The 25,022-nt window shown below is 68.7% G+C and carries 25 protein-coding genes and 2 tRNA genes; 12 read left to right on the forward strand and 15 right to left on the reverse strand.

Translation table 11 applies throughout. The annotated features are described in order from the left end of the window. Positions 1 to 136 precede the first annotated feature (136 nt). The 4 genes from rsrA to ACFQ7F_RS24620 form a co-directional block, all read right to left on the reverse strand. Positions 137 to 481, reverse strand: a complete 345-nt coding sequence (gene rsrA / locus ACFQ7F_RS24605) for a mycothiol system anti-sigma-R factor (protein ID WP_383273898.1) — start codon at positions 479 to 481, stop codon at positions 137 to 139. Beyond that, positions 478 to 1,158, reverse strand: coding sequence for a sigma-70 family RNA polymerase sigma factor (locus ACFQ7F_RS24610; protein WP_383273900.1), 681 nt, complete (start codon positions 1,156 to 1,158; stop codon positions 478 to 480). The genes rsrA and ACFQ7F_RS24610 overlap by 4 nt, the downstream gene beginning before the upstream one ends. A gap of 221 nt (positions 1,159 to 1,379) precedes the next feature. Beyond that, entirely contained in the window at positions 1,380 to 2,057 is a 678-nt protein-coding gene (locus tag ACFQ7F_RS24615) for an alpha/beta family hydrolase (RefSeq protein ID WP_383273902.1), read from the reverse strand. Between the two features lies 1 nt (position 2,058). After that, on the reverse strand, positions 2,059 to 2,874 hold the full coding sequence (locus ACFQ7F_RS24620; RefSeq protein WP_383273904.1) for an SOS response-associated peptidase: 816 nt from the start codon (positions 2,872 to 2,874) through the stop codon (positions 2,059 to 2,061). Positions 2,875 to 2,923: 49 nt separating this feature from the next. Here ACFQ7F_RS24620 and ACFQ7F_RS24625 point away from each other — a divergent pair, with 49 nt between their 5' ends. From ACFQ7F_RS24625 to ACFQ7F_RS24640, 4 genes are all read left to right on the forward strand, one after another. Next, entirely contained in the window at positions 2,924 to 3,646 is a 723-nt protein-coding gene (locus ACFQ7F_RS24625; protein WP_383273906.1) for a M50 family metallopeptidase, read from the forward strand. Positions 3,647 to 3,690: 44 nt separating this feature from the next. Further along, the gene (aroA, locus tag ACFQ7F_RS24630) at positions 3,691 to 5,007 is read left to right on the forward strand and encodes a 3-phosphoshikimate 1-carboxyvinyltransferase (protein ID WP_383273908.1); all 1,317 of its coding nucleotides are present in this window, start codon (positions 3,691 to 3,693) and stop codon (positions 5,005 to 5,007) included. A gap of 16 nt (positions 5,008 to 5,023) precedes the next feature. After that, a complete protein-coding gene (rsgA, locus tag ACFQ7F_RS24635) occupies positions 5,024 to 6,037 on the forward strand; it encodes a ribosome small subunit-dependent GTPase A (protein ID WP_383273910.1) in 1,014 nt (337 codons plus the stop codon). A 109-nt stretch (positions 6,038 to 6,146) separates the two neighbouring features. Continuing rightward, positions 6,147 to 6,470: a DMT family transporter gene (locus ACFQ7F_RS24640; protein WP_383273912.1), complete on the forward strand. Its 324-nt coding sequence runs from the start codon at positions 6,147 to 6,149 to the stop codon at positions 6,468 to 6,470. A 12-nt stretch (positions 6,471 to 6,482) separates the two neighbouring features. Here the strand turns inward: ACFQ7F_RS24640 and ACFQ7F_RS24645 are convergent, their stop codons facing one another. After that, positions 6,483 to 7,088, reverse strand: coding sequence for a TetR/AcrR family transcriptional regulator (locus tag ACFQ7F_RS24645; RefSeq protein ID WP_383273914.1), 606 nt, complete (start codon positions 7,086 to 7,088; stop codon positions 6,483 to 6,485). A gap of 163 nt (positions 7,089 to 7,251) precedes the next feature. Between ACFQ7F_RS24645 and hisN the strand changes: the two genes are divergently transcribed. After that, positions 7,252 to 8,052, forward strand: coding sequence for a histidinol-phosphatase (hisN, locus tag ACFQ7F_RS24650; RefSeq protein ID WP_383273916.1), 801 nt, complete (start codon positions 7,252 to 7,254; stop codon positions 8,050 to 8,052). A gap of 37 nt (positions 8,053 to 8,089) precedes the next feature. On the opposite strand, the gene ACFQ7F_RS24655 is transcribed toward hisN, so the two are convergent. Then, positions 8,090 to 8,392: a tyrosine-type recombinase/integrase gene (locus ACFQ7F_RS24655; RefSeq protein ID WP_383273918.1), complete on the reverse strand. Its 303-nt coding sequence runs from the start codon at positions 8,390 to 8,392 to the stop codon at positions 8,090 to 8,092. Positions 8,393 to 9,234: 842 nt separating this feature from the next. Then, a complete protein-coding gene (locus tag ACFQ7F_RS24660) occupies positions 9,235 to 9,912 on the reverse strand; it encodes a hypothetical protein (RefSeq protein WP_383273920.1) in 678 nt (225 codons plus the stop codon). Positions 9,913 to 10,583: 671 nt separating this feature from the next. Here ACFQ7F_RS24660 and ACFQ7F_RS24665 point away from each other — a divergent pair. Next, positions 10,584 to 10,826, forward strand: a complete 243-nt coding sequence (locus ACFQ7F_RS24665; RefSeq protein WP_383273922.1) for a hypothetical protein — start codon at positions 10,584 to 10,586, stop codon at positions 10,824 to 10,826. Between the two features lie 293 nt (positions 10,827 to 11,119). Continuing rightward, positions 11,120 to 11,521, forward strand: coding sequence for a cyclic nucleotide-binding/CBS domain-containing protein (locus tag ACFQ7F_RS24670; RefSeq protein ID WP_383273924.1), 402 nt, complete (start codon positions 11,120 to 11,122; stop codon positions 11,519 to 11,521). A gap of 84 nt (positions 11,522 to 11,605) precedes the next feature. Here ACFQ7F_RS24670 and ACFQ7F_RS24675 read toward each other — a convergent pair whose 3' ends face one another. Then, on the reverse strand, positions 11,606 to 13,075 hold the full coding sequence (locus ACFQ7F_RS24675; protein WP_383273926.1) for a catalase: 1,470 nt from the start codon (positions 13,073 to 13,075) through the stop codon (positions 11,606 to 11,608). A gap of 127 nt (positions 13,076 to 13,202) precedes the next feature. On the opposite strand from ACFQ7F_RS24675, the gene ACFQ7F_RS24680 reads away from it, so the two are divergent. The 4 genes from ACFQ7F_RS24680 (at position 13,203) to ACFQ7F_RS24695 (ending at position 16,646) form a co-directional block, all read left to right on the forward strand. Next, positions 13,203 to 13,619 (forward strand): Fur family transcriptional regulator, encoded by a 417-nt coding sequence (locus ACFQ7F_RS24680; RefSeq protein ID WP_383273928.1) that lies wholly within the window; start codon positions 13,203 to 13,205, stop codon positions 13,617 to 13,619. Positions 13,620 to 13,789: 170 nt separating this feature from the next. After that, positions 13,790 to 14,584, forward strand: a complete 795-nt coding sequence (locus tag ACFQ7F_RS24685; protein WP_383273930.1) for an ABC transporter ATP-binding protein — start codon at positions 13,790 to 13,792, stop codon at positions 14,582 to 14,584. Next, positions 14,581 to 15,456 carry an ABC transporter permease gene (locus ACFQ7F_RS24690; protein WP_383273932.1) on the forward strand — a complete coding sequence of 292 codons (876 nt, stop codon included), beginning with the start codon at positions 14,581 to 14,583 and terminating at the stop codon, positions 15,454 to 15,456. The genes ACFQ7F_RS24685 and ACFQ7F_RS24690 overlap by 4 nt, the downstream gene beginning before the upstream one ends. 83 nt (positions 15,457 to 15,539) lie before the next feature. Continuing rightward, on the forward strand, positions 15,540 to 16,646 hold the full coding sequence (locus ACFQ7F_RS24695) for an ABC transporter substrate-binding protein (RefSeq protein ID WP_383273960.1): 1,107 nt from the start codon (positions 15,540 to 15,542) through the stop codon (positions 16,644 to 16,646). Positions 16,647 to 16,704: 58 nt separating this feature from the next. On the opposite strand, the gene ACFQ7F_RS24700 is transcribed toward ACFQ7F_RS24695, so the two are convergent. From ACFQ7F_RS24700 to ACFQ7F_RS24715, 4 genes are all read right to left on the reverse strand, one after another. Then, positions 16,705 to 16,778, reverse strand: a tRNA-Met gene (locus tag ACFQ7F_RS24700). Between the two features lie 214 nt (positions 16,779 to 16,992). Further along, on the reverse strand, positions 16,993 to 18,798 hold the full coding sequence (locus tag ACFQ7F_RS24705; RefSeq protein ID WP_383273934.1) for a tetratricopeptide repeat protein: 1,806 nt from the start codon (positions 18,796 to 18,798) through the stop codon (positions 16,993 to 16,995). 218 nt (positions 18,799 to 19,016) lie between these two features. Continuing rightward, positions 19,017 to 19,090, reverse strand: a tRNA-Met gene (locus ACFQ7F_RS24710). Positions 19,091 to 19,140: 50 nt separating this feature from the next. Further along, the gene (locus ACFQ7F_RS24715) at positions 19,141 to 22,056 is read right to left on the reverse strand and encodes a UPF0182 family protein (RefSeq protein ID WP_383273962.1); all 2,916 of its coding nucleotides are present in this window, start codon (positions 22,054 to 22,056) and stop codon (positions 19,141 to 19,143) included. 146 nt (positions 22,057 to 22,202) lie between these two features. Between ACFQ7F_RS24715 and ACFQ7F_RS24720 the strand changes: the two genes are divergently transcribed. Beyond that, positions 22,203 to 22,745 (forward strand): PPA1309 family protein, encoded by a 543-nt coding sequence (locus ACFQ7F_RS24720; protein ID WP_383273936.1) that lies wholly within the window; start codon positions 22,203 to 22,205, stop codon positions 22,743 to 22,745. Positions 22,746 to 22,814: 69 nt separating this feature from the next. Here ACFQ7F_RS24720 and ACFQ7F_RS24725 read toward each other — a convergent pair whose 3' ends face one another. The 3 genes from ACFQ7F_RS24725 to ACFQ7F_RS24735 form a co-directional block, all read right to left on the reverse strand. Beyond that, a complete protein-coding gene (locus ACFQ7F_RS24725) occupies positions 22,815 to 23,906 on the reverse strand; it encodes a PDZ domain-containing protein (RefSeq protein WP_383273938.1) in 1,092 nt (363 codons plus the stop codon). Between the two features lie 93 nt (positions 23,907 to 23,999). Further along, complete coding sequence (locus tag ACFQ7F_RS24730; protein ID WP_383273940.1) at positions 24,000 to 24,170, reverse strand: hypothetical protein; 171 nt, start codon at positions 24,168 to 24,170, stop codon at positions 24,000 to 24,002. A gap of 332 nt (positions 24,171 to 24,502) precedes the next feature. Further along, positions 24,503 to 24,967 (reverse strand): molybdenum cofactor biosynthesis protein MoaE, encoded by a 465-nt coding sequence (locus ACFQ7F_RS24735; protein WP_383273942.1) that lies wholly within the window; start codon positions 24,965 to 24,967, stop codon positions 24,503 to 24,505. Between the last annotated feature and the right edge of the window lie 55 nt (positions 24,968 to 25,022).

A 25,022-nucleotide genomic window follows, 5' to 3' on the forward strand; every position in this document is an offset into this window, starting at 1 on the left:
CTAGAACGGCCGCACCCCGCTCCGAGCCCCCCTCGCGGAAATTGGCACGTACGAGTGATGGAGAACAGAAAAAAGCAGGCCGTGACGGACTCCCGTCACGACCTGCTCACACTCAACTGCCTCAACTGCCGAAAGTTCAGGCTTCCTTGGCCCGCAGACCCTTGGCAGGCGCACTGCTCTCGGAGGTCACCGTCTCCACCGTCACATCATGCTCGGGCACGGCCTCGCCCGAACGGATCAGATCGATGCGTCCCATGACCTTGGAGCGCAGGTCGACCGGCACGTCGTCCTGGCCGCAGCAGCGCTTCACCAGTTTCTTGACCGCCTGCTCGAGGCCGTACTTCTCCAGGCACGGAGAGCACTCCTCGAAGTGCGTCTCGAACTTGGTGCAGTCGCTGTCCGGCATCTCTCGGTCCAGGAACTCATAGAGATGGTCCAGGACCTCACTGCAATCCGTCTCGTGCGGCTCTCCGCAGCTCATGAGCCTGAGCCTTTCGCTTCGTTCGACGACTCTGACGCAGCGCCGGCGGGGACGAGGCCGCGGTCACGGGCGTAGTCCTCGAGCATGCCGCGCAGTTGGCGACGGCCGCGGTGCAACCGGGACATCACCGTACCGATGGGTGTCCCCATAATGTCCGCGATCTCCTTGTACGCAAAGCCCTCTACATCTGCCAGGTAGACGGCGATGCGGAATTCCTCGGGGATCGCCTGCAGCGCGGACTTCACGTCGGAGTCCGGCAGGTGATCGAGCGCCTGCGACTCGGCCGAGCGCAGACCTGTGGACATGTGCGACTCGGCGCGTGCGAGCTGCCAGTCCTCGATCTCCTCGGCGGCGCTGCGCTGGGGCTCGCGCTGCTTCTTGCGGTACGAGTTGATGAACGTATTGGTGAGGATGCGGTACAGCCACGCCTTGAGGTTGGTGCCCTCACGGAACTGGTGGAACGACGCGTACGCCTTGGCGTAGGTCTCCTGCACCAGGTCCTCCGCGTCCGCCGGGTTGCGCGTCATGCGCAGCGCCGCCGAGTACATCTGGTCGAGGAAGCCCAGGGCGTCCCGCTCGAAGCGGGCCGTGCGCTCCGCCGATGTCTCAGCGCTTCCGTCGGGTCGCTCCGCCTGGCCGTGCTCGGCCCCTGCGTCGGTCCCAGTGAACGGACCCACCTCCTCCGAAGACGTGGTGAGACCGAAAACAGTCCCACTCGAATCGGAGGATAGACGACGATCCGGTCCCGCCGCCGCTCGAATAGGAGCGGTCTTGGGCGCGCTCAGCACCGTCCAGTCCAGGTCAGAGGCGCTGGAGCGGGCCGGGCAGATGGTCGAACCCATGCGGCGGACTTCCTCTCGTACGAACAGCGTTTAGCGTCTGTTCGGCACAACAGAGGTCATCCACCCAACATTCCCGTCCACCGCGTGACGCCATCCGTGATGAGCGTCATGGCCTCGGCCTCGCCGATGTCCGCGCGTTTGGGAATAGCGAAGCCATGATCGGCGTAGGGAACCTCCACCAGCTCGTACGCCCCTTCGGGGAACTCGGCGGGCTTCCCGAAGGGGTCGTTGCCGCCCTGCACGACGAGGGTCGGCACTCCGGCGCCGAGCAGTTCCTCCGCGCGGGACTTCTCCGGCTTGCCCGGCGGGTGCAGGGGGAAGCTCAGGGCCAGCACGGCGGCAGCGCCCAGCTCGGTGGCGGTACGGCAGGCCACGCGTGCCCCCGCGCTGCGGCCGCCCGCGATCACCGGGAGGCCGGGCTTCGCCAGCGCGGGCCACAGGCCCCGCCATCCCACGTCAAGGGTTTTCGGGGCGGGCGCGAGCTTCTTGCCCGCCACCCGCCAGGGCTGCTCCACGAGGGCGACGGTGACGCCGTGCGCGGGCAGGGCGGCGGCGACGGCCTGGAGGTCACGGGCCTCGATACCGCCGCCTACGCCGTGGCTGAGGGCCAGGATCAGCCGCGCCTTGCTCTTCGGCGCGGGGTGCCAGGTGATGCGTGCCTCACCGGCGTCGGTCTCAACGATCTCGCTCTTCGTCCCGCTCTTGATCTCGCTCTTGCTCTCGCTCTTGGTCACGTCAGAAGAGTGTGCCCTCTTCGGGCCCCTCCAGCTCCGTAAGCAACTCCGGCCCGTTGTTGCGTACGTTGCTGACCGCCGTCGACACCGGGTAGGCCCGCATCAGGCCGTGCGGCGGCGGCTCCAGGAGCGTCCGCAGGTCCTCGGGGTCCGTGCGCGACGGGTCGAGCCAGGCGTCCCAGCGGTCCGGCGTCAGCATGAGGGGCATCCGCGGGTGGATGTCGGCCAGCGAGCGCGGGCCTTCCTCGGGCCCCTTCGCCAGGGGCGAGCTCTCCGCCTCCGTGGTGATCACCGTGCACGTCACCCACCAGGCGAGGGGGTGCTCGTCCGGCAGCGTCTTGTCGCGCCAGAACTCATAGAGCCCCGCCATCGCGAAGACCGAACCGTCGGCGGGCGTCACGAAGTACGGCTGCTTGCGGGGGCGCTTCTTCTTGCCCTCGACCTCAAGGTCGCGCTCGCCGGATGCCGTGACCCACTCGTAGTAGCCGTCGGCCGGGATGACGCAGCGGCGGGACGTGAAGGCCCGGCGGTACGAGGGCTTCTCGTGCACGGTCTCCGCGCGGGCGTTGATCATCCGGGCACCGCCCTCGGGCGTCTTGGACCAGGACGGGACGAGGCCCCACTTGAGTGTGCGCAGCTGGCGAACCGGGCGGGGGTCTTCCGCGTCTTTCACCGGACGGTCCAGGACCGCGTAGACCTCCTTCGTGGGGGCCACGTTGTAATCGGGGGCGAGCGCCTCTTCCGGCTCCCACTTCTCGATCTCAAAGACTCCTGCGAGATCCTCGGGCCTACGACTCGATGCATACCGTCCGCACATACGTGCCAGACTGCCAGACCCCGTACACCCAGAGGAGCCGGTCCGAGCAATGGAAAGTACCGCGAACGCCAGCCTGACCGACCTCTGGGACCGGGTCTTCGGCACACAGGCGGCCCCCGACGAATGGCTGGTGATCATCACCGGCATAGTCGCTCTCGCCGTCGTCGTCCCGCACGGCGTCTGGCGAGTGGCCCGCAACGCGATCACCATCGCCCACGAGGGCGGCCACGGCCTGGTCGCCCTGCTCACGGGCCGCCGTCTCGACGGCATCCGGCTGCACTCCGACACCAGCGGCCTCACCGTCTCGCGCGGCAAGCCCACGGGCCTCGGCATGATCCTCACCGCGGCCTCGGGCTACACCGCGCCGCCCCTGCTCGGCCTCGGCGGCGCCGCGCTCCTTGCCGCCGGTCACATCACGGCGTTCCTGTGGCTCGCGACGGCGCTGCTCATCGTGATGCTCGTCATGATCCGGAACGCGTACGGCGCCCTCACGGTGATCATCACCGGCGGCACCTTCCTGCTCGTCTCCTGGCTGACCAGCTCGCAGGTGCAGGCGGCTTTCGCGTACGCGGTGGTGTGGTTCCTGCTCCTGGGAGGCGTACGTCCCGCCTTCGAGCTGCAGTCCAAGCGCAGGCGCGGTGGCGCGGGCGACTCGGACGCGGACCAGCTGTCCCGGCTCACGCACGTCCCCGCGGGGATGTGGCTCTTCCTCTTCCACGCCGTCTCGCTGTGCTCACTGATAGGCGGCGGTCGCTGGCTGCTCGACCTCTGAGCAGCGCCGACTGCGCCATTACCGTGAGCCACTAAAGTGTGAGCATGACCGTAAACCCAGCGCACAGCACCCTCTGGCCAGCCCCGCACGCGAGCGGAGCCGTCGCCGCGACGGTCCATGTGCCCGGGTCCAAATCGGTCACCAACCGCGGCCTCGTCCTCGCCGCCCTCGCCGCCGAGCCCGGCTGGCTGCGCCGCCCGCTGCGCTCCCGCGACACCTTGCTGATGGCGGGCGCCCTGCGCGCACTCGGCGTCGGCATCGAGGAAGGCGTGGGCCCGGACGGTTCCGGTGAGGCCTGGCGGATCATCCCGTCCGGTCTGCACGGCCCCGCCACGGTCGACGTCGGCAACGCCGGAACGGTCATGCGCTTCCTTCCCCCGGTCGCCACCCTCGCCGACGGCCCGATCCGCTTCGACGGCGATCCCCGTTCCTACGAGCGTCCGCTGAACGGCGTGATCGACGCCCTGCGCGCGCTCGGCGCCCGCATCGACGACGACAGCCGCGGCGCGCTGCCCCTCACCGTGCACGGCGGCGGCGCCCTCGACGGCGGCCCGGTCGAGATCGACGCCTCCTCGTCCTCCCAGTTCGTCAGCGCCCTGCTGCTCTCCGCACCGCGCTTCAACCAGGGTGTCGAGGTACGTCACACCGGTTCCGCCCTGCCCTCCATGCCGCACATCCGGATGACCGTCGACATGCTCCGCTCGGCCGGCGTCCAGGTGGACACCCCGGAGTCGGGCGGCGAGCCGAACGTGTGGCGGGTCACCCCCGGCGCCCTGCTCGGCCGCGATCTGACCGTCGAGCCCGACCTCTCCAACGCCCAGCCGTTCCTGGCCGCCGCGCTGGTGACCGGCGGCCGGGTGACCGTCCCGGACTGGCCCGCGCACACCACGCAGCCCGGCGACAAGCTGCGGAAGATCTTCACCGAGATGGGCGGTTCCTGCGAACTGTCCCCGCAGGGGCTCGTGTTCACCGGCTCAGGATCGATCCACGGCATCGACGTGGACCTGAGCGAGGTCGGCGAGCTGACCCCCGGCATCGCGGCCGTCGCGGCCCTTGCCGACTCCCCGTCGACCCTGCGCGGCGTCGCCCACCTGCGGCTGCACGAGACGGACCGCCTCGCGGCCCTCACCAAGGAGATCAACGCACTCGGCGGCGACGTCACCGAGACCTCCGACGGCCTGCACATCCGTCCGCGCCGTCTGCACGGCGGGATCTTCCACACGTACGACGACCACCGCATGGCCACCGCGGGCGCCATCATCGGCTTGGCGGTGGAGGGCGTACAGATCGAGAATGTCGCGACGACGGCGAAGACGCTGCCCGACTTCCCCGACCTCTGGACCGGAATGCTCGGGAACTGACGGGCGGATCCAGAACATGCGCCGCTACGGAAAGAACCCCGACGAGGACGACATCCGCGTCCGCCCCAACCGCAAGGGCAACCGCCCGCGCACCCACATCAGGCCCAAGCACGAGGACGCGTCCGACGGCATGGTCCTCACCGTCGACCGGGGCCGCCTCACCGTCCTGGTCGACGACCGGATCGTGATGGCCATGAAGGCCCGCGAACTGGGCCGCAAGGCCGCCGTGGTGGGCGACCAGGTCTCGCTCGTCGGTGATCTCTCCGGCAAGAAGGACACTCTGGCGCGCATCGTGCGCATCTCGCCGCGCACATCCGTCCTACGGCGCACGGCCGACGACGACGACCCGTACGAGCGGGTGGTCGTCGCCAACGCGGACCAGCTCGCCATCGTCACCGCCCTCGCCGACCCGGAGCCGCGCCCGCGCCTGATCGACCGCTGCATCGTGGCCGCGTTCGACGGCGGTCTGAAGCCGATCCTCGTCCTGACCAAGTCGGACCTGGCCTCGGCGGACAAGATCCTGGAGACCTACTCCACGCTCGACGTGCCCTATGTGGTCACAAGCCGCGAGGAGTTCACCGACGGCGCGGAGCTCTCCCGCGTGCACGAGCTGCTCGACGGCAAGATCACCGCGTTCGTCGGCCACTCCGGAGTGGGCAAGACGACGCTGGTGAACGCCCTGGTGCCGCAGGATCGCCGGCGCAGCACCGGGCACGTCAACGCCGTCACGGGCCGCGGCCGCCACACCACCACGTCGGCGCTCGCGCTCCCCCTGGCGGGCTCGGACGGCGGGTGGGTGGTCGACACGCCCGGCGTGCGGTCCTTCGGCCTGCACCACGTCGACCCGTCCCGCGTCATCCTCGCCTTCCCCGACCTGGTGCCGGGTACGGAGGAGTGTCCGCGCGCGTGCAGTCACGACGAGCCGGACTGCGCGCTCGACGCGTGGGTCCAGGAGGGTCACGCGGATCCCGCGCGTCTTTACTCACTGCGCAGGCTGCTCTCGACCCGAGAGCGACGCGAGGGCGACTGACCTCGCGATTGTTTGCGCCCGATGCGCCGCGGCAAGGGCATAATCGCACCAAGCCTGAGCGGAGCCGGGCGAAGCGGTCACCGAACGTACGGATGCGGGAGGCAGATACATGGCGTGGCTGCTGGTCATCGTCGCGGGGTTCCTGGAGACCGGTTTCGCGGTCTGCCTCAAGCTCTCGCACGGCTTCACCCGGCTCTGGCCGACGATCACCTTCGCCGCTTTCGCGCTCGGCAGCTTCGGTCTGCTCACCCTCGCGCTGCGCAAGCTCGACGTGGGCCCGGCGTACGCGGTCTGGACGGGCATCGGCGCCGCGGGCACCGCGATCTACGGAATGATCTTCCTCGGCGACGTGGTCTCCACGCTCAAGCTCGTGTCGATCTCGCTGGTGATCGTCGGCGTCATCGGCCTGCAGCTCTCGGGCTCCGCCCAATAGCCGCAGGCCCGCTCAGGCATTGATCCAGCGCCCGAGCACCCCGCGCACCAGCTCCACGGGATCCACACCGGTGGGCGAGGGCGCGACGATGTACGACAACGCCATCCGCACGGCGCTCTCGCAGGCCATGGCCAGTTCTTCCGTGTCCTTCGGCCGGGCCCTGCCGTTCAGCGCGTTCACCGCCTTGTCCCGGACGAGGACGAGCAGTTCGGCGGGCGAGGGGACACCCGCGTCCGCGCGCCTCTGCGCCGGAACGGGCGACGCTGAGACCCCGGGCCTGCTCGGCGCGGGCAGGCGTTCGCTCCAGCAGCCGGTGAGCATGGCCCGGGTGAGTTCGTTCCCGCGCGCGGCGGCGATCGTCCACGCGCTCACGGCGGCAAGCCGGTCGACCGGGCCGCCCGCCACGCCCAACGCCCGTTCCACGCCGTGCAGATAGGCGTCGGTCTCGCGTCGGAGCAGGGCGCGCGCGAGGCCGTCCTTGCTGCCGAACTCGTTGTAGAGGGTCTGCCGGGACACTCCGGCGGTGGCCGCGACATCGACCATGCGGACGGCCGGCCACGGTCGGCGTGCGAGCGCCGTACCAGCCGCGTCAAGTAGGGATTCCCGTGCTGCAGGCATTGTCGCCTCCCGGGGGCCGGAGCGGCTCTGCGGCCAGAGTTGACGTGCTCGGAAGCGGTGTCAATAGCCCCGGCGCAACCTGGCACCGTATACGTCATCCCCCGGAACGGCCCGGACATACGGCGCTGTGGCTCAGATACATCGAGATCGATACTGTTCACTCATGCCCGACTACCACGATGATCTGCGTCTTGCCCATGTCCTCGCGGACGGAGCCGACGCCGCGACGATGGACCGGTTCAAGGCCCTCGACCTCAAGGTCGAGACCAAGCCGGACATGACGCCGGTGAGTGAGGCGGACAAAACGGCCGAGGAGCTGATCAGGTCGAACCTGAAGCGGGGACGGCCGCGCGACGCGATCCTCGGCGAGGAGTTCGGCGTCGAGGGCACGGGGCCCCGTCGCTGGGTGATCGACCCGATCGACGGCACCAAGAACTACGTACGCGGGGTGCCGGTCTGGGCCACGCTGATCGCCCTGATGGAGGCGGGCGAGGGCGGCTTCCAGCCGGTGGTGGGTGTCGTGTCCGCGCCCGCGCTCGGCCGGCGCTGGTGGGCGGCGAAGGGTGCGGGGGCGTTCACCGGACGCAGCCTGACCTCCGCGACCCGGCTCAAGGCCTCGAAGGTCTCGCGGCTCCAGGACGCGTCCTTCGCGTACTCCTCACTCTCGGGCTGGGAGGAGCAGGGCCGCCTCGACGGATTCATGGACCTCACGCGCGCGGTCTGGCGTACCCGTGGCTACGGCGACTTCTGGCCGTACATGATGGTCGCCGAGGGCTCCATCGACATCTGCGCGGAGCCCGAGCTCTCGCTCTGGGACATGGCGGCGACCGCGATCATCGTGACCGAGGCGGGCGGCACCTTCACCGGCCTCGACGGCGCTCCGGGCCCGCACAGCGGAAACGCGGCGGCATCGAACGGCCTGCTCCACGGCGAGCTGCTCGGCTATCTCAACCAGCGCTACTGAAGCAACTTACCTCCTGACCTGCACGTTTCCTCCGTTCTCAACCTCCCTGGGCCGTCGTGGGGCCGTCATCGGTCTTCGGGTCGTCCTCAAACGCACGGTTCACCGCCTCCCTCGTGCGTTTCTCGCTGCTCGGCATCAGGTGCGTGTACGTCCGCAGCGTGAAGCCGGGGTCGTGATGTCCCAGGTACTCCGACAACGCCTTGATGCTCTCTCCCGCGTCCAGCAGAACGGACGCGTAGAAGTGCCTCAGCGCGTGCATGCCGTTCTCCCTGCCGCGCGGGATACCCGTCTTGTCGAGAGCGGGCCGCCACGCCTTGAGGTTGAAGGTGAAGCGATTCACCGCGCGCCCCTCGGCATTGGGAAAGAGCAAGGGCGCAGTGACCGGTGAGCCGTCGACCGACCGCCACGGCAGCGTCACGGCCAGGGGCGGATGCTGCGCGATATGAGCCTCAAGCGCGCGAGCGACGCTCTCCGGTTTGACCTGGCGGGCCCGGTACCCGGTAGTGCCGAGCGCACGGCCAGGACTTGCTCAGGCCCCCACGGCGCAATCCGACGAGGTTCAGGCTTGGGCGCCTTCACGGACGACGAACGGCACGAGTTGTGCGGGATGAGGCGATCGTCGACGGCAGCCGCCAACATCGCATTGAGGTTCGCGAAGATGACCCGCTGATAGGAGGGAGCCGATCCCGCGTCTTCGAGCTTCCGCAGCCACTCACGGATGTGGATCGCCTCAGCGAGTCAAGCGAGCGGCCACCCATATACGGCAGGACATGCAGACGAACGCGCATCTCGGTGCCCACGAACGTGCCGGGGTCCATCGTGAGGGACGCCAACCAGCGTTCGGCATGCTGCCGCACGGTGAGGCGACCGGCCCGAGGGTCGATGTACTGCCCGCGCGTCATGTCCGCCTCGATCTGGGCCAGCCACTTCTCAGCGAGTCGCTTCTGTCCATCGGGGAAGCTCTTGGACTTCTCAGTGCCGTCCGGGCCGATGCACCGGGCGCGGTAACAGGTCATTGACCTGCGATGCAAGGTCCAGAGGCAACTGATCGCGTTCGGGATGAAGAGGTCGTAGGTTCAAGTTCAGTGCGGAGCAATGCAGCGGGCACTAACCCGTATCCCGGTAGGCCCTTCGCTGGGTCATCGAGCCCGCCCGGCTGTGCTCTGGGGCGTTGCTTGCGGATCAGGTCGGGCCCCGCCCCTTAGTCCTGCGCTCGCGCCGTCGGTCGGCTATTTCGTGGATCTGGAAGCAGGCCAGGACGATGGTGGTACCGCCTCCGACGAAGGCCATCCACGGCCCCCACTGCTCCGGGAAGGACTTGCCGGTTGCCGTCGAGGAGGGCTCGTGGCCCTCAGATGACGAAGTGCCGGGCGAGTCAGACGAGTTCGGGGGTGACGAGTTCGACGGACGGGGAGACTCGGACGGTGTCCGGGACTGTGTCGGGCGCGGCGACTTCGAAGGCGGCGGCTTCGAGGATGGCGCAGGCTGCTGGGACGCCACTGGCCTCTGTTCCTGCGGTCCCTTCGCACCCTCTACGTAGTGGGGTACGACGAAGTAGGCCCCGCCCATGAGTACCGCGAGCATGAGGAAGGCGATAGCCACCCCCACGGTGGTCTCACCATCCGGGAGCGCGCTGCACATGGCGAAGAAGGCCGCAACGGGCCACACTCCACTCAACGCCGCCTCCTGCCAGGTCAGAGGCCAGTCTTGGGACACGAGCCAGCCTCCGGCACCAAGAGTCAGCAGCGCCAGAAGTGGTGCGGCGGGGTGTCCCGTGGCGAACATGCCGATCGTCCCCAAGAGCATCGCTCCGGCGGCCGCGCACACCACGCCGAAGACAAGCCACTCCACCCACCCCATGCGCCCTCCCCTTGGGCGCGGGCCCGCTCACCGCGAGCCGTGTTCTCTTTGGGACGCACCTCGTGGCAAGGGAGTTCCGATCAGGATGCGCCCCAAGGCTGGACTCTGTGGGGTCAACGTGGGGCAGCGCACCAGGCCCTGCGGAAAACGCCACGTCAGATCAACCCCACTGAGGTGACTGTAAATCTGCCGAATCAGCCTTCCCAGGTTCGAATCCTGGCGCCGCCACACTTGGGAATGCCCCCTCTGAACTGCTGAAACGCAGCGCAGAGAGGGTTTCTTTTTATTCGAACGGCACCGTTCGACGGGGAACCGAAATGCGAGGGTTGCCTCAGGCCCTGTCGCTGAGGTGCTGCCTCAGGGACGTGTCGGTTCCTCAGCAGGGGTCGGGGTCGTGCCAGTGGGGGAGACGCGCAAAGCAAGGGCTCCGGCGAGCTCGTAATAGCCCCGTAACGAAGGATCTTGAGCCCTTGAAGCGTCATTCGAACGCGTGGTGGGGTTCAGGCGTCCGAAAAGATCTTGGAGCGCGACGCGGCGCTTCCCTGCGGCTGGACACGACTCCGGCCGACCGCGGGGCCGGTCCGATCCAGCCGCGCTCCGCGAGTAGCGGGCCCGTGCGCCGCAGAGGCGCACACGCACCAATGAACGTACGCACGTAAAGGAGAGAAAACATGCGCAAATTGCAGCGCGCAGCAGTCGCCGCCGGTGTCCTGGCCTTCTCCGGCCTGGCCATCGGAGCCGCCCAGGCCGCCGACCTCCCCTATGTTGAAACGCCGGGCGACGCCGCGACGGACTGCTTCACCGCGGAGACCCAGCGGGAGATGGACCAGGGAGCGGGCCATCACGTCACGATCGTCCACTGCGAACGCGATCCCCAGAACCCGGGCAGCATGTTTGTCTTCTACCGGAGCTGAGTCACGAGGCGGGTCACCTCCGACCCCGGCCCCTCTACCCCCTGAGCGGGGGCGGAGGGGCCGCCTTCGTGTTGCTCGGTGACGCAAGGGCAGTTCAATACCAGCGCTACTGAGGCGCACGTCCCGCGCGACTCTCGCGCGCACACGCCCTGAACCGGCAGCACGCGCCCCCTTGTTGACGCACCGCATGGCTGCGACTCTGAGAGTCCCCCCACTTGTGAACTTGTGAATTGCTTCTCGTGAGCGAGTGCGAGTGAGCGAGTGAGCGATTCCCCCAGGAGGTGGCTCAGCCCATGCTCGTCCGCGACGCCATGAGCACGACGGTCCTCACCATCGGCCCCGCCCACACGCTGCACCAGGCGGCCCGTCTGATGTCGGCGCGCCGCGTCGGCGCTGCCGTCGTCCTCGACCCCGACACCTACGGCCTCGGAATCCTGACCGAGCGCGACGTCCTCATCTCGGTGGGCCTCGGCCAGAACCCGGACATCGAGACCGCCGGCACGCACACCACGACCGATGTCGTCTTCGCCGCACCGTCATGGACCCTGGAGGAGGCGGCCGACGCCATGTCGCACGGCGGCTTCCGCCACCTGATCGTGCTGGAGGGGAACGAACCGGCCGGCATCGTCTCGGTCCGCGACATCATCCGCTGCTGGGCCCCGGTCAGGCGGCGCGCGGCGGCCGTCCCGGTCTGAGCACACGCCGGGAACGGCAGGCGGGCCGGACCCCCGAGGGGATCCGGCCCGCTTCCTCCCTGAAGGGAGTTACGACAAACGATCTCAGCCGCGAAGGGCCTGGACCGCGGCCTCGAGGCGCTTGCCGAAGTCACCGTCCGCCTGACGGAAGTTGTTGATCGCACGCTCGGCGATGTCGTCGCGCGAGACACCCGCGATGTTGCCCGCGAGGTTCTCGATCAGACGCGCCTTCTCGTCCTCGGACATGTTGCGGTAGAGGTTGCCCGCCTGCACGAAGTCGTTGTCCTCGGCGTGCGAGGGGGCTTCGTGGTTGCCGGTGCCGCCGGAGACGGGGGTGGTCACCCAGAGCGGCCGGTCCGTCTGGAAGGGGCCGCCGAAGGAGTTCGGCTCGTAGTTCTTCGTGCCCTTGTGGCGGCCGTCGTACAGCGCGCCGTCACGGGAGTTGGTGCGCGCCTCGGTGGCGTGCGGGCGGTTCACCGGCAGGTGGTCGGCGTTGATGCCGACGCGGTAGCGGTGGGCGTCGCCGTACGCGAAGAGGCGGCCCTGGAGCATCTTGTCCGGGGACGGGCCGATGCCGGGAACGAAGTGCGCGGGCGAGAAGATGGACTGCTCGACCTCGGCGAAGATGTTCTCCGGGTTGCGGTTGAGCTCCAGCTTGCCGATCTCGATCGGCGGGTAGTCCTCGTGCGGCCACACCTTGGTGAGGTCGAACGGGTTGAAGCGGTAGTTCGCCGCTTCGGCCGCCGGCATGATCTGCACCTGCACGGTCCAGGACGGGAACTCGCCGCGCTCGATGGCCTCGCGCAGGTCGCGCTGGTGGGAGTCCGGGTCCAGGCCGGAGATCTGGTTCGCCTCGTCCGTGGTGAGGTTCTTGATCCCCTGGTCGGTCTTGAAGTGGTACTTGACCCAGAAGACCTCGCCGGCCTCGTTGTTCCACTGGAACGTGTGCGAGCCGTACCCGTTCATGTGGCGCAGCGTCGCCGGGATGCCGCGGTCACCGAAGAGCCAGGTGACCTGGTGGGTCGACTCGGGGCTCAGGCCCCAGAAGTCCCACACGTTGTCGGCTTCCTGCGAGCCCGTGTACGGGTCGCGCTTCTGCGTGTGGATGAAGTCGGGGAACTTGATGGCGTCCTTGATGAAGAAGACGGGGGTGTTGTTCCCGACCAGGTCGTAGTTCCCCTCCTCCGTGTAGAACTTCAGCGCGAAGCCACGGGGGTCGCGCACGGCGTCGGCGGAGCCGAGGTTGCCGGCCACGGTGGAGAACCGGAGGAAGGTCTCCGTCTGCTTGCCGACCTCGGAGAGGAACTTCGCCCGCGTCCACTGCGAGACGTCGCGGGTCAGCGTGAAGGTGCCGTACGCACCGGCGCCACGCGCGTGGACGATGCGCTCCGGGATGCGCTCGCGGTTGAAGTGCGCGAGCTTCTCAAGCAGCGCCTGATCCTGAACGAGCACCGGACCGCCGACACCAGCGGTCTCGCTGTTCTGATTGTCGGCGACCGGCGCGCCGGCCTCCGTGGTGAGCGGTCCCTGCGTCACGTGCGCCTCCTGCGTCATTACCTGCAAGTCCTGTCCCTTGGCGTTTCCTGCCCCCGATCCTACGATGGACTTTGTCTAAGTCAAGTAAACATCCAAAGTCACACCTCGTCGGGACTTAGGCTCCCCACCTGTTAGGCTGGTTCTCATGAGCGACCTGTTGGAACGACTGCGCGGACGCGGCTGGCGCATGACCGCGCAACGACGCGTCGTGGCCGAGGTGCTCGACGGGGACCACGTACACCTGACCGCGGACGAGGTGCACTGCCGCGCCGTGGACAAGCTGCCCGAGATCTCCCGGGCGACCGTCTACAACACTCTGGGCGAGCTGGTGACCCTCGGCGAGATCCTCGAGGTCTCGACGGACCGCAGGGCCAAGCGGTACGACCCGAACGCCCACCGCCCCCACCAGCACCTGGTGTGCGCGCAGTGCGGCACGATCCGCGACGTCCACCCCACGGGCAACCCCCTGACGAGCCTCCCCGAGTCGGAACGCTTCGGCTTCACGATCGAGGGCGCGGACGTCACCTACAGGGGTACGTGCCCTAGCTGCGCGGCGGCGTAGCACTTCATTCCGTACGTTCACGAAGCCCCGGCACCTGCAAGGTGCCGGGGCTTCGCGTGGTTCGTGGGCAGCGGCGAATCCCGGCCAGGGCGCACCCCTTCCGCAATCTGACGGTGCGTCATATCGTCGGCGGCGCCAAATATCCACCTGCCCTCCGCAAGGAGAACCCCGTGGGAGATCCGCACCCGAAACTAGAAGCCCACGCAGTAACAAGAACCTTCGGCCGCGGCCCCAAGGCCGTGGACGCACTGGGCCCCGTCGACCTGGAGATGGCCCCGGGCGAATTCACCTGCATCGTCGGCCCCTCCGGCTGCGGAAAATCAACACTGCTCCGCATAGCCGCAGGCCTCCTGCGGCCCAGCAGGGGCGAGCTCACCATCCGCACAACCGCGCAGCGACCCGCCGCGATGATCTTCCAGGACTACGGCATCTACGACTGGAAGACCGTCCAGGCAAACGTCCGCTTCGGCCTCGACATCCAGAAAGTCCCCCGCCGGGAGGCGGACACCCGGGCGAGGGACTGGCTCACCCGCCTCGGCCTCGCCGACTTCGCCGACGCCTACCCCGCCACCCTCTCCGGCGGCATGCGCCAACGCGTGGCCATCGCCCGCGCCCTGGCCGTCGAGCCCGAGATCCTCCTGATGGACGAGCCGTTCGCAGCCCTGGACGCCCAGCTCCGCACGATCCTCCAGGACGAACTCCTCGACCTCACCCAGACCACCCGCACCACCACCCTCTTCATCACCCACAGCCTCGAAGAGGCGATCGTGCTCGGCGACCGCGTCCTGGTGATGTCCGCGCGTCCGGGCCGCATCATCGCCGAACACCGCCCGCCGTTTCCGAGGCCCCGCACCGGCGACGTACGCACGACTCCCGAATTCACCGCTCTCAAGGGTGAGTTGTGGGACCTCCTGCGCGGCGAGGTGGTCCGCAAGGGCTCGCAGGACGAGGCGGTCCCGGCATGACGACGGCCACCCCGCGCAAAGCGGCCGACCCCGAGGACGGTCTACTCGTCCGCAGGCCGGGCGCCCAGGAGCTGCACCCCACCCGCACCCACCGCAGGCGCCGCACCCTGGAGATCGGCCTCGCCGTCGCGGTCCCCCTCGCCCTGATCCTCCTCTGGCAACTGGCCGCCACCCAGGGGTGGATCGACGACCGCGTCTATCCCGCGCCCCAGACCATCCTCGAGGACGGCTGGGAGCGCGCGGCGGACGGCGACCTGTGGCCCGACGTCTGGGCCACGCTCAAGCGCGTGCTCGCGGGCTACGCGATCGGTACGGTCACCGGATACGCGCTCGGCCTCCTCATGGGCTCGCTCTCCCTCGTACGCGCGGCGCTCGAACCGCTCCTGGACGCGCTGTACGTCGTACCGAAGCTGGCCCTGCTGCCCGTCTTCCTGAACATGTTCGGCCTCGGAGAGGGCCCGCAGATCGCGCTCGTGGCGGCCACCGTCTTCTTCTTCGTCTGGATCTCGACGATGGCGGCGGTGCTCGCTGTACCCTCCGGCCACCGTGACGCGGGCCAGGTCTTCGGCGCCTCACCGTGGCAGATGTTCCGGCACGTCCTGCTGCCCGCCTCGCTGCCCGCCGTGCTCGTCGGCGCGCGGATCGCGGCGGGCGTCGCCGTCCTGGTGATCGTCGCGTCGGAGCAGATCGCGGCGGCGAACGGCCTGGGCCATCTGATCTTCGACTCCCGGGCGCTGTTCCAGAACGACGTGATGTTCGTCGGCATCGTCTGCGTCGCCGTACTCGGCGTCGTCTTCTCCGAACTGGTGCGGATCGCGGGGCGGTTGCTCACTCCCTGGGCCCCGCGCGACCGAGGCAGAAGCCAGTCATGACCGTCCTTACGAATGCGCTCGGAGGCTCCATGCGTGCCCGCACCCGCACCCGCACCCGCATCACCACGCTCACCACGCTGCTCATGGCGGGCTCGCTGCTCGCCTCCGCGGGCTGCGCGAAGGAGGACGACACCACGGACTCGGCCGCGCCCGCGAAGCCCCGCACCGTCAAGGAGGTCGCCGGCTGCGGCAAGGGCAGTTGGACGGACCCGTCCGACCTCGCCGAGGACCGCGAACCCGCCCGCTGCGACAAGGGCGCCCCCGCCCCGCGCCCGCTGCCCGAGGAACGCAGCATCACCATCGCGACCGGCACGCTGAGTGCCGAGTACGTCGCGCCGCTCCAAATGGCCGTGGAGAAAGGCGAGTTCAAGAAGGAGGGCCTGAACGTCCATCTCAAGGTGCTCCCGACCCCCGACGCCCTCCCCCTCCTCGCCAAGGGGGACATCGACGCCCAGTGGGCCGCCCCCGAGGCCGCCGTCATGAACGGCATCACCAGCGGCTTCACCATCAAGTGGGCGGCCGGGAACTTCTCCCCCGACCCCCGGTCCAAGAGCGGCCTGTGGGTGAAGCTGAAGAAGGGCGAGAGCGCGGACCACGTCCCGATGGCGGGCCGCAAACTCGGCACCATGATCGGCAAGGGCTCCGTCATCTCGTACCCCATGGGTACGACCTTGAAGAAGCATGGCGGCGGCCTCGACAAGATCCAGTTCCAGCAGTTGGGTTCGGCCGACGTCCTGACCGCCCTCCAGAACGGCGGCACCGACTCCGCCTGGCTCCTCGACCCGGTCTGGCGCAAAGTCGACGGAGACAAGCGGTACGCATTCCTCGGCGGCCAGCCCCAGGGCGAACCGCTCGGCGGCCTCCTGTTCGGCCCCAACCTCCTGACGAAGGACCCGGATGCGGGCGTCGCGCTGCTCCGCGCGTACATCAGGACCGTGAACACGTACTTCGCCGGTGACTACAAGGCGGACAAGGCCTTCGTGTCCGATCTCGCGAAGCTCCTGAAGACCGACGAGGCGGTCCTGAGGTCGACTCCGTCGCTGCGCATGGACTGGGAGATCCGCTCCGGGACCACGGACCGGCTCCAGGCGGCGTACGAGACGGCGGGCGTCGCCGAGGGCGACAAGGTCCCCGAGGACAAGGCGGTGAACCGCAAGTTGTACGAGGAGGCGGTGGGCCACAAGCGATAGCTGCCGCCGGACGCACCAGAGGCCGGGAAGCTCATGCTTCCCGGCCTCTGGCCTTTAGTAGCGGGGACAGGATTTGAACCTGCGACCTCTGGGTTATGAGCCCAGCGAGCTACCGAGCTGCTCCACCCCGCGCCGTTGTGTTGTAAGCGTATGTCAGACGCTGCGACCAGCGCAAATCCGTTCCGGGGCCCGGCTGTGGGCACCCGTTCCGCCCCTGCTGCGGGCAGGCGTTCCGCAGCGCACACCCCACCCTGGACGCCCCCGCTGTGCCCACCCACCGGGCAGCACCCGCCCCGCGACAGCAAGTCAGAACAAGCGCAGTCGCAGGGCGGGGCACCAGCAGAGGCTAAGCAGTCAGCTCCTGCTGAAGCGCTTCGCGCAAGCGAGCCGCCCGCTCGGAAACCTCGGCAGGCCCAAGCTCCACGGCACGCGAAGCCCACCGCTGCCCCTCGACCAGCTGCCCGCGCCGAGCGTAGAGCAGCGCAAGCCGCAAAGCCGCACGCCCGTGCCCCGCGTCCGCGGCCCGAGTCCACCAGAGCGCCGCCTCGGGCTCACTGCCCTCGCGGGCAAGCAGCAGCCCCAGATTGAACGCGCCGTTGCGGCTGCCCGCGTCCGCCGCGAGGCGGTACCAGTGCGCCGCCTCGACGACATCCCCGCGCCCGGCGGCCAGCATCCCGACCCGGACCTGCGCACGCCGGTGCCCCTGCTGGGCAGCACGCTCGTACCACTCCTCGCACTCCGTCTTCTCCGCCGCGGGCTCGCCGAGGGCGGGCGGGCCCGCGGGAGGCTGCCGCGCGTCGAGGACGGTGCCGAGGCGGTACGCCGCCTCCGCGCTGCCACCGCCCGCCGCGCACCGCAGATGCCGCTCGGCCTCCTGCTCGTCCCCGTCCCGCAGCCGCGCGGTGCCGACCTGGAGCGCGGCCTCGGTGTGCCCGGCCGCCGCCGCACGCTCGTACCAGGGCAGGGCGGAGCTCTCGTCGTCGCGGGACGCGTACAGAATCCCGAGGTTGAAGGCCGCGTCCACGCTGCCCGCCTCGGCGGCCTTGGAGAACCACGGCTCGGCGCCCGCCGCGTCGCCGCCCTGGAGCAGCAGCACGGCAAGCGCGTTGGCGGCCTCGCGGTGGCCGGCGTACGCGGCACGCCTGTACCACTGGTCGGCCTGCACGGTCCGGCCCTGCTCGGCGCAGAGGAGACCGAGGTTGTACGCGCCGTTCACGTCACCCGCGTCCATGGCGGCCCTGTACCACCGCTCGGCGGTCTGGGTCTCACCTCGCTCGGCGTGCAGCGCGCCCAGGGCGTTGGCGGCGTTCCCGTCGCCGTCCTGGGCGGCTTTCAGCCACCAGACGGCGGCGCTCTCCTCGTCGCCCGCGTCGCGCAGCAGGAAGCCGAGGGCGCAGGCGGCACGCGCCTCCCCGCCCTTCGCGGAGTTGAGGTACCAGCGCCCCGCCTCCTTCAGTTCGCCGCGCTGCTCCAGGATCGCGCCGAGGTGCAGCGCGGCCCGCCGGTGCCCGCGCGCGGCGGCCTGGCGGTACCACTGCTCGGCCTCGGCGGCGGGCCCGGCCGCGTCGGCTGCGGACTTGGTGTCCGTGCGCTCGGCCGTGGCCCGCCGGTCCAGGGCGCGGGCGATCCGGTACGCGGCCTCGCGGTGACCGCGCTCGGCCGATGCCCGCATCCAGCGCTCGGCGCCGACGTCACCGCGGTGCTCAAGAAGATCGGCGAGGGCGTACGCACCCAGGGCGTGGCCCTGCTCGGCGGACTGCCGCAGCCAGTACTCCGCGGCGGGCTCGTCGCCGCGCTCGCGGTGGTGGCGCCCGAGCGAGTGCGCGGCCGCGGCGGAACCGGCGACGGCGGCGACCCGCCACCATCCGGCCGCCTCGTCGCCGTACCCACGCTGGTGGAGGAGGACTCCGAGGTTGTTGGCCGCGGCGCGGTCGCCCTCGGCGGTCGCCGCGCGCAGCATGGATTCGGCCCCGTCGAGATCACCACGGCGCAGCAGAAGGCTTCCCAGGACGCTCATGGCGTCGACGTCTCCGGCCTCGGCGGCCAGCCGATGGCTCATTTCCTCTGCGGCAGCCCCGGGATCCTCCCGGTCGGCCGGCTGCACAAACCGCCCTGTCTCCAACAGAGTTGCCTTGTCCCCCATAACGTCCATCGTCGCACCACCTGCAACCTGGGTATACCTGATATACCGCAGCCAGTGAGGTCACTACAGCGTTTTGTCGACTTGCCCACAGAGAGATAAGTCAAACACAGATTTCCCAACTCCCCCCGGGCGGAGCAGGGTTCGCACAGACCAGCGCACGCCGCCACGGCCTCACGCACACACGACGAAGGCCCGGATCCGATAAGGATCCGGGCCTTCACCTTTAGTAGCGGGGACAGGATTTGAACCTGCGACCTCTGGGTTATGAGCCCAGCGAGCTACCGAGCTGCTCCACCCCGCGCCGTTGTGTTCAAACAGTACCACGGCGCGGAGGTGGTGTTTCGCAGCTGGTCAGCCGCCCTTCTTGTCGCCCTTGCCGTCGCTCGCCTTGTCGCCCTTGCCGTCCTTGTCGTCCGCCTTGGCCTGGGCGTCCTCGGCTCGCTGCAGCGACTTCTGGAGCTCGTCCTGCGCCTTGCCGTACGCCTCCCAGTCGCCGTCCTTCAGGGCCTGCTGCCCGTCCTCGAACGCCGTCTGGGCGTCGTCCAGGGCAGCCTGCACCGTCGGGTCGCTCGACTTGGGCGGATCAGCCGGTTCGTCCGTGCCGTCGGCCGGTGGCTTGGTGGTCCCCCCGTCGGCACCGAAGACCTCGTTGAGGCCGTCGCTCAGGGAGTCCGCGAACGCGGTCTCCGTGCCGTACGACACCGCCACCTTCTTCAGGAGCGGATACGCCGACTTACGCCCTTGTACGTACACGGGCTCGACGTAGAGGAACCCGTCGTCCAGTGGCACGGTCAGCAGATTTCCGTACAGGACGTCGGAGTCGGCGCCCTTCATGTCCCGGACGAAGTTACCGACCTGCGTCATCGAGTTCAGCTTGTTCTGGACCTGTTCCGGGCCGTCCACGTCGCCCGTGACTCTCAGCAGTTTCATCGTGCCGAAGTTCTTGCTTCTGGCATCGGCGTCCACCGTCATGAAGGCCCGTAGGTTGGGCCGCCCGCTCGGGGTGAACGTCGTCGTCAGTGAGAACTGCTGCTGCGTCGCACCCGGCGTCTTCATGGACAAGTAGTACGGCGGGACCGCGCTGTTGTCCTTCTTCGTGGGGTCGTTCGGCACCTGCCACGCGTCACTCGCGTTGTAGAACTGGCCGGGGTCCGTGACGTGGTAGAGCGTCAGGAGCTCGCGCTGCACCTTGAACATGTCCTGGGGATAGCGCAGGTGGTCCATCAGAGCCTTGGGGATCTCACCCTTGTCCTTGACGGTGTCCGGGAACGCCTTCTTCCAGGTCTTGAGGACCGGGTCCTTGTCGTCCCAGGTGTAGAGCTCGACCTCGCCGGTGTACGCGTCGACGGTCGCCTTCACCGAGTTGCGGATGTAGTTGACCTGGTTCTGCTGGGCCACCACAGCGCGCTGGTCGTCGGCCTCGGACAGCGAGTCGGCCGTCGTGTCGCCGAGCGTGGTCCGCGACGCGTACGGATAGCCGTTGCTGGTCGTGTAGGCGTCGACGACCCACTGGATCCTGCCGTTGACCACCGTCGGATACGTGTCGCCGTCGATGGTCAGCCAGGGAGCCACCGACTCGACGCGCTCCTTGGGGGTGCGGTTGTAGAGGATCCGCGACCCTTCGCCGATCGCGCCCGAGTACAGCATCTGCGGTTCGCCGAAGGACACGGCGTACGCGGCGCGGTTGATCGGGTTGGAGAGGTTGACCCCGCTGTTGCCCTTGTAGCTGTAGGTCTTCTGACCGCCGCCGTCCTCTTCGTAGTCGAGCTCCTTCTGGGGCCCGCCCACGATCGAGTACTGGTTCGTCTTCTCGCCGTAGTAGACCCGCTGCTCGTACTCGCCGAGGCTGCCGGATGTGGGCAGGCCGGACTCCGTGAAGTCCGGGGCGCCCTTGGAGCCCTTCTTGGTCTCCGTGCCCTTGGCGGTGACCATTCCATAGCCGTGGGTGTAGGCGAAGTGGTCGTTGATCCAGTTGCGCTTGTCGAGCTTGTCGAGGCTGAGCTCACGCAGACCGACGATGGTGTCCTGGCCGTTGTAACGGTCCACGTCCAGGGTCTTCGGGAAGCGGTAGTACTCGCGCTCCTGCTCCAGCTGCTGGAACGTCGGCGAGACGATGTTCGGGTCGTTCAGCCGGTAGTTGGCTGCCGCGTCCGCGTCTTCGCGCTTCTTCTTGGGGTCCTCGTCGGCCTTGCCCGCGCCCTTGTAGTCCTCGGGCTTCACGCCGCTGATGCCGTACGCGTCGCGCGTCGCCTTGATGTTCTTCTGGATGTACGGCGCTTCCTTGGCCTGCTCGTTCGGCGAGACCTGGAACTTCTGCACGATGGCCGGGTACAGACCGCCGATGAGGATGGCGGAGAGGACCATCAGGCCGAAGCCGATGACCGGCAGCTGCCAGGTGCGCCGCCACAGCGTCCCGAAGAAGAGCAGGGCGCAGATGACGGCGATGCAGAACAGGATGGTCTTCGCCGGCAGGTACGCGTTCGCGTCCACGTAGCGAAGGCCCGTCCAGTCGCCCGTCGCCTTGAAGTCACTGGACTTCACGGCGAGGCCGTACCGGTCGAGCCAGTACGCCACGGCCTTGAGCGTCACGAAGACGCCGAGCAGCACCGACAGGTGCCCCGTCGACGCCGCCGTGGCCCGCGCGCCGGGGCTGGTGATCCGCAGCCCGCCGTACAGGTAGTGGGTGAGGGCGGCGGCGATCAGGGAGAGCACCGTGGCCGCGAAGCCGAAGCCGAGCATGAAGCGGTACCAGGGAAGGTCGAACGCGAAGAACGACACGTCCAGGTGGAACTGCGGGTCCTTCTGGCCGAAGGGGACGCCGTTCACCCACAGCAGCCATGTGCGCCACTGGCCCGCTGCCGACGCGCCCGCGATCAGGCCGACGAGCGTGGCGATGCCGAGCAGCAGCCACTTCTTGTACGGCGCGATGCTCATGCGGTACCGGTCGAGGCTCTGCTGCTCCATCGACATGGCGCTCAGCGGCGGGCGCAGCCGGTGCGCCAGCCAGATGTTGAGTCCGACCGCGGCCGCCATCAGGAGGCCGAAGACGAAGAACAGGCCGATCTTGGTCCACAGTGTCGTCGTGAAGACCGACGAATAGTTGACCGAGCGGTACCAGAGCCAGTCCGTCCAGAACCCCGCGAACATGACGAACACCATGGCGAGTACAGCCAGGATGCCCAGTGTCATGAGCAGGGTCCGGACACGACGGGACGGTCGGCCCACTCTGATCCGTGGCCCCGTCGGGCCTCCGCCGCGGTCCGGCATCTGGAAAGCCAAGGTGCGCACCTCGAAGTTCGATGTTGATTCTGTTGATCCGTCAGGTCCCTTTGATCGTGGACCCACACCTATGCAACTTACTCACGCTTTACTCAGTTCCCGTTTTGCGGGACTAACGAGGCAGGATTGTGACCATGTCCAACACTCCCATGGCAGCGAGCCCCCTCACCCGTGCCGTGCTCGAGATCGATGAGTACGCGTCCGGCCTCGGCTGGGACCAGCCCGCACGCCTCTTCGCGCTCGTAGACACGGCGCGACTGCGCACCCAGGAACCCGGCCTTGCCACCCAGCTCGGCCTCGACAACTCCCCCGAGGAGACCGCCCTCACCCCCATCGAGCAGGAGGAGATTCCGGCGGGCAAGCCGCTGGACGAGTTCCTCGGCACCATCGCCTGGCCGGACGCCGTGGCGGGCTGCGCCCTCACGGTGGAGCGCCTGATGCTTCCGCCGTCGGCGGAGACGTCCGTACCCGAAGGGCTCAGCGAGGCTCAGCTCGCGAAGTGGGTGGCCGAGCATCCGGACCGCCAGGAGGTCCGCATGACGGTCGCGGTGCTCCGTGACGGCGCGCGTGACTCGGCCCTGCGGCTGCGCGAGAAGGACTCGCCGACCGAGGTCCTCACCGGGTCCGACCTGGTTCCGGGGCTCGCGGAGGCGCTGGCGGCCACGTTCGCCGACTGACACCGCGCTGTTCTCGTACGCGTTCTCGTACGCGGGTGGGGGATGCCCCCACCCGCGTACTTTCGTCCGCTACTTCTTCACCGTGCACTGCGGCAGGTCCGCGGTGTCGCCCCTGCGGATGTCCTTGAGGGCGGCGACCGCGTCGTCGATGGTGTCCACCTTGACGAGCGTGAGCCCGTCCGGGACGTCCTTGGCGGCAGTGGCGCAGTTTTCCTTCGGCGTCAGGAAGTACTCGGCGCCCTTTTCGCGCGCGCCGACCGTCTTCATCCCGATACCGCCGATCGGGCCGACCTTGCCGTTGTCCTCGATGGTGCCGGTGCCTGCCACGAAGTGCCCGCCGGTGAGGTCGTTCGGCGTCAGCTTGTCCACGATGCCGAGCGCGAACATCAGTCCGGCGCTGGGGCCGCCGACGTCGGCGAGCTTGATGTCGATGGTGAACGGGAACGTGTGATCGGTACCCGCCTCGATGCCGACGATCGCGCGGCCGTCGTCATCCGCCTTCTTCGTCGCGATCTTGACGTCTTCCGTCCGGGTCGGCTCCTTGTTCGCCTTTTCGGCGGCAGCGGCCTCCTTGACGGGGACGATGCTGAAGACGACTTCCTGGCCGGGCTTGTGCTTGGTGACCAGCTTGGAGACGTCCGTCATCTCCTTCACGGGCGTGCCGTCGACCTTCTTGATGACATCGCCCGCGTGCAGCTTGCCCTCGGCGGGGCTGTCCTTGGAGACGGTGGAGGCGATGACCTGCGACTTCACCGGGATCTTCAGATTCCGCAGCGCGGCGACCTTGGCGCTCTCCTGGGACTGGCTGAACTCCTCGGCGTTCTCCTGGCTCGACTGCTGCTCGGTCTTGCCGTCCGGGTAGAGGGTTTCGTGCGGCACCACGATGTTGTCGTGGGCCAGCCAGCCGTACACAGCCTCCGCGATGTTCATGTTGTAGTCGGCGCTGGTGACCCTGACCGTCGTCATGTTGAGGTGACCGGTCGTCCGATAGGTCTTGCGGTCGCCGATCTGCAGCACCGGCTCGCCGCCGTGGTCGCCGAGAGTGTTCACCGTGGGGCCCGGGGACATCACCGAGTACGGCACTTTGATGAGGACTCCGGCGCAGAGCAGCGCGATCAGCATCAGGGTGGAGGCGAGCATCGTCGCGGTGCGGCGTGGCATGGAACGACAGTACGGGACCTGCCTGTCAGTGCACCGCTGGGGCCAGTCCGTACGGGGCCTGCGGGCCTGTCGGGGACCATCGGGCCCCGGGCCTCACGTACCGGAGCGGGACTTGTCCATCGCCTCGCGGAAGGCCGCGTAGCCGTGGAGCTCGTTGTGGTCCCCGGTCTTGCCCGACCTGCGGTTGCGCGCCGCCCAGCCACCCCAAAGACCCGCACCGACAGCTGCCGCAAGCGGAATCAGCAACCAGGCAAGTGATGCCATGTCGACCTCCCGACCCCATATGCGACCGCAACTGACTGATCAGCAGATTAACCATCCGCTGTGTCAACGCTCACGGCAGGGGTCGGGTTACGCAACCGGAAGCTCTTGGTCCAACTGGCCCGACGGGGAGGGGAAGAGGTCAGCACACCCTGGCCCAAGGAGTCAGCAGGCGCCGACCCACTCCTCCTGGCCGACCCAATTCCTGATGGCCGCTCTCGCACTGCTCGGCCCTGGCGGGCCTCCCAGGCTTCGACCGACCGCGTCGGACTCCGTCCGCCGACCGTGTAGGGCCACCCAGACCGTGCACAAGCCGGCCCCGGCCGCGTCGGCGCTCAGCAGGCGCCGACCCACTCCTCCTGGCCGTCGGAGAAGCGCTGGTGCTTCCAGATCGGCACCTCGTGCTTGAGGTCGTCGATCAGCTTGCGGCAGGCGGCGAAGGCCTCCCCGCGGTGCGGGCAGGAGACGGCCACGACGACCGCGAGGTCACCCACCGCCAGGTCGCCGACGCGGTGGACGGCGGCCAGGGCGCGGACCGGGTATTCGGCGACGACCTTCTCGGCCACCCGGCGCATCTCGGCCTCGGCCGTCGGGTGGGTCGAATAGCCGAGCGCGTCGACGTCCGCACCGCCGTCGTGATTGCGCACCGTCCCCACGAAGAGCGCCGTGCCGCCCGCGGCATCGTCGCCGACAGCCCGGAACACCTCGTCCAGGGAGAGCGGTGTGTCACGGATCGCGAGCAGCCGGATGGGGTCCTGAGCGGCCTGCTCGCCGGGGTGGTCGTTCGTGGTGCGTGCCATGCGGCCATGGTGCCGCACGGCACGGACATCACGGAATAGCGCTTTCACCCGGCAC

Origin of the sequence: Streptomyces sp. NPDC056486 (assembly GCF_042795295.1) — a bacterium.
Classification (GTDB): Bacteria; Actinomycetota; Actinomycetes; order Streptomycetales; family Streptomycetaceae; genus Streptomyces.

Excerpts from the sequence above, each read along its gene's own strand:
- ACFQ7F_RS24690 (WP_383273932.1), top strand. The coding sequence starts at position 14,581 with ATGACGACGGCCACCCCGCGCAAAGCGGCCGACCCCGAGGACGGTCTA.
- ACFQ7F_RS24660 (WP_383273920.1), bottom strand. The coding sequence starts at position 9,912 with ATGGGGTGGGTGGAGTGGCTTGTCTTCGGCGTGGTGTGCGCGGCCGCC.
- ACFQ7F_RS24645 (WP_383273914.1), bottom strand. The coding sequence starts at position 7,088 with ATGCCTGCAGCACGGGAATCCCTACTTGACGCGGCTGGTACGGCGCTC.
- ACFQ7F_RS24705 (WP_383273934.1), bottom strand. The coding sequence starts at position 18,798 with ATGGACGTTATGGGGGACAAGGCAACTCTGTTGGAGACAGGGCGGTTT.
- ACFQ7F_RS24715 (WP_383273962.1), bottom strand. The coding sequence starts at position 22,056 with ATGCCGGACCGCGGCGGAGGCCCGACGGGGCCACGGATCAGAGTGGGC.
- ACFQ7F_RS24680 (WP_383273928.1), top strand. The coding sequence starts at position 13,203 with ATGAGCGACCTGTTGGAACGACTGCGCGGACGCGGCTGGCGCATGACC.
- hisN (WP_383273916.1), top strand. The coding sequence starts at position 7,252 with ATGCCCGACTACCACGATGATCTGCGTCTTGCCCATGTCCTCGCGGAC.
- ACFQ7F_RS24725 (WP_383273938.1), bottom strand. The coding sequence starts at position 23,906 with ATGCCACGCCGCACCGCGACGATGCTCGCCTCCACCCTGATGCTGATC.
- ACFQ7F_RS24665 (WP_383273922.1), top strand. The coding sequence starts at position 10,584 with ATGCGCAAATTGCAGCGCGCAGCAGTCGCCGCCGGTGTCCTGGCCTTC.
- ACFQ7F_RS24625 (WP_383273906.1), top strand. The coding sequence starts at position 2,924 with ATGGAAAGTACCGCGAACGCCAGCCTGACCGACCTCTGGGACCGGGTC.
- ACFQ7F_RS24720 (WP_383273936.1), top strand. The coding sequence starts at position 22,203 with ATGTCCAACACTCCCATGGCAGCGAGCCCCCTCACCCGTGCCGTGCTC.
- ACFQ7F_RS24675 (WP_383273926.1), bottom strand. The coding sequence starts at position 13,075 with ATGACGCAGGAGGCGCACGTGACGCAGGGACCGCTCACCACGGAGGCC.
- ACFQ7F_RS24640 (WP_383273912.1), top strand. The coding sequence starts at position 6,147 with ATGGCGTGGCTGCTGGTCATCGTCGCGGGGTTCCTGGAGACCGGTTTC.
- ACFQ7F_RS24735 (WP_383273942.1), bottom strand. The coding sequence starts at position 24,967 with ATGGCACGCACCACGAACGACCACCCCGGCGAGCAGGCCGCTCAGGAC.
- ACFQ7F_RS24620 (WP_383273904.1), bottom strand. The coding sequence starts at position 2,874 with ATGTGCGGACGGTATGCATCGAGTCGTAGGCCCGAGGATCTCGCAGGA.
- ACFQ7F_RS24730 (WP_383273940.1), bottom strand. The coding sequence starts at position 24,170 with ATGGCATCACTTGCCTGGTTGCTGATTCCGCTTGCGGCAGCTGTCGGT.
- ACFQ7F_RS24670 (WP_383273924.1), top strand. The coding sequence starts at position 11,120 with ATGCTCGTCCGCGACGCCATGAGCACGACGGTCCTCACCATCGGCCCC.
- rsrA (WP_383273898.1), bottom strand. The coding sequence starts at position 481 with ATGAGCTGCGGAGAGCCGCACGAGACGGATTGCAGTGAGGTCCTGGAC.
- ACFQ7F_RS24695 (WP_383273960.1), top strand. The coding sequence starts at position 15,540 with ATGGCGGGCTCGCTGCTCGCCTCCGCGGGCTGCGCGAAGGAGGACGAC.
- aroA (WP_383273908.1), top strand. The coding sequence starts at position 3,691 with ATGACCGTAAACCCAGCGCACAGCACCCTCTGGCCAGCCCCGCACGCG.
- rsgA (WP_383273910.1), top strand. The coding sequence starts at position 5,024 with ATGCGCCGCTACGGAAAGAACCCCGACGAGGACGACATCCGCGTCCGC.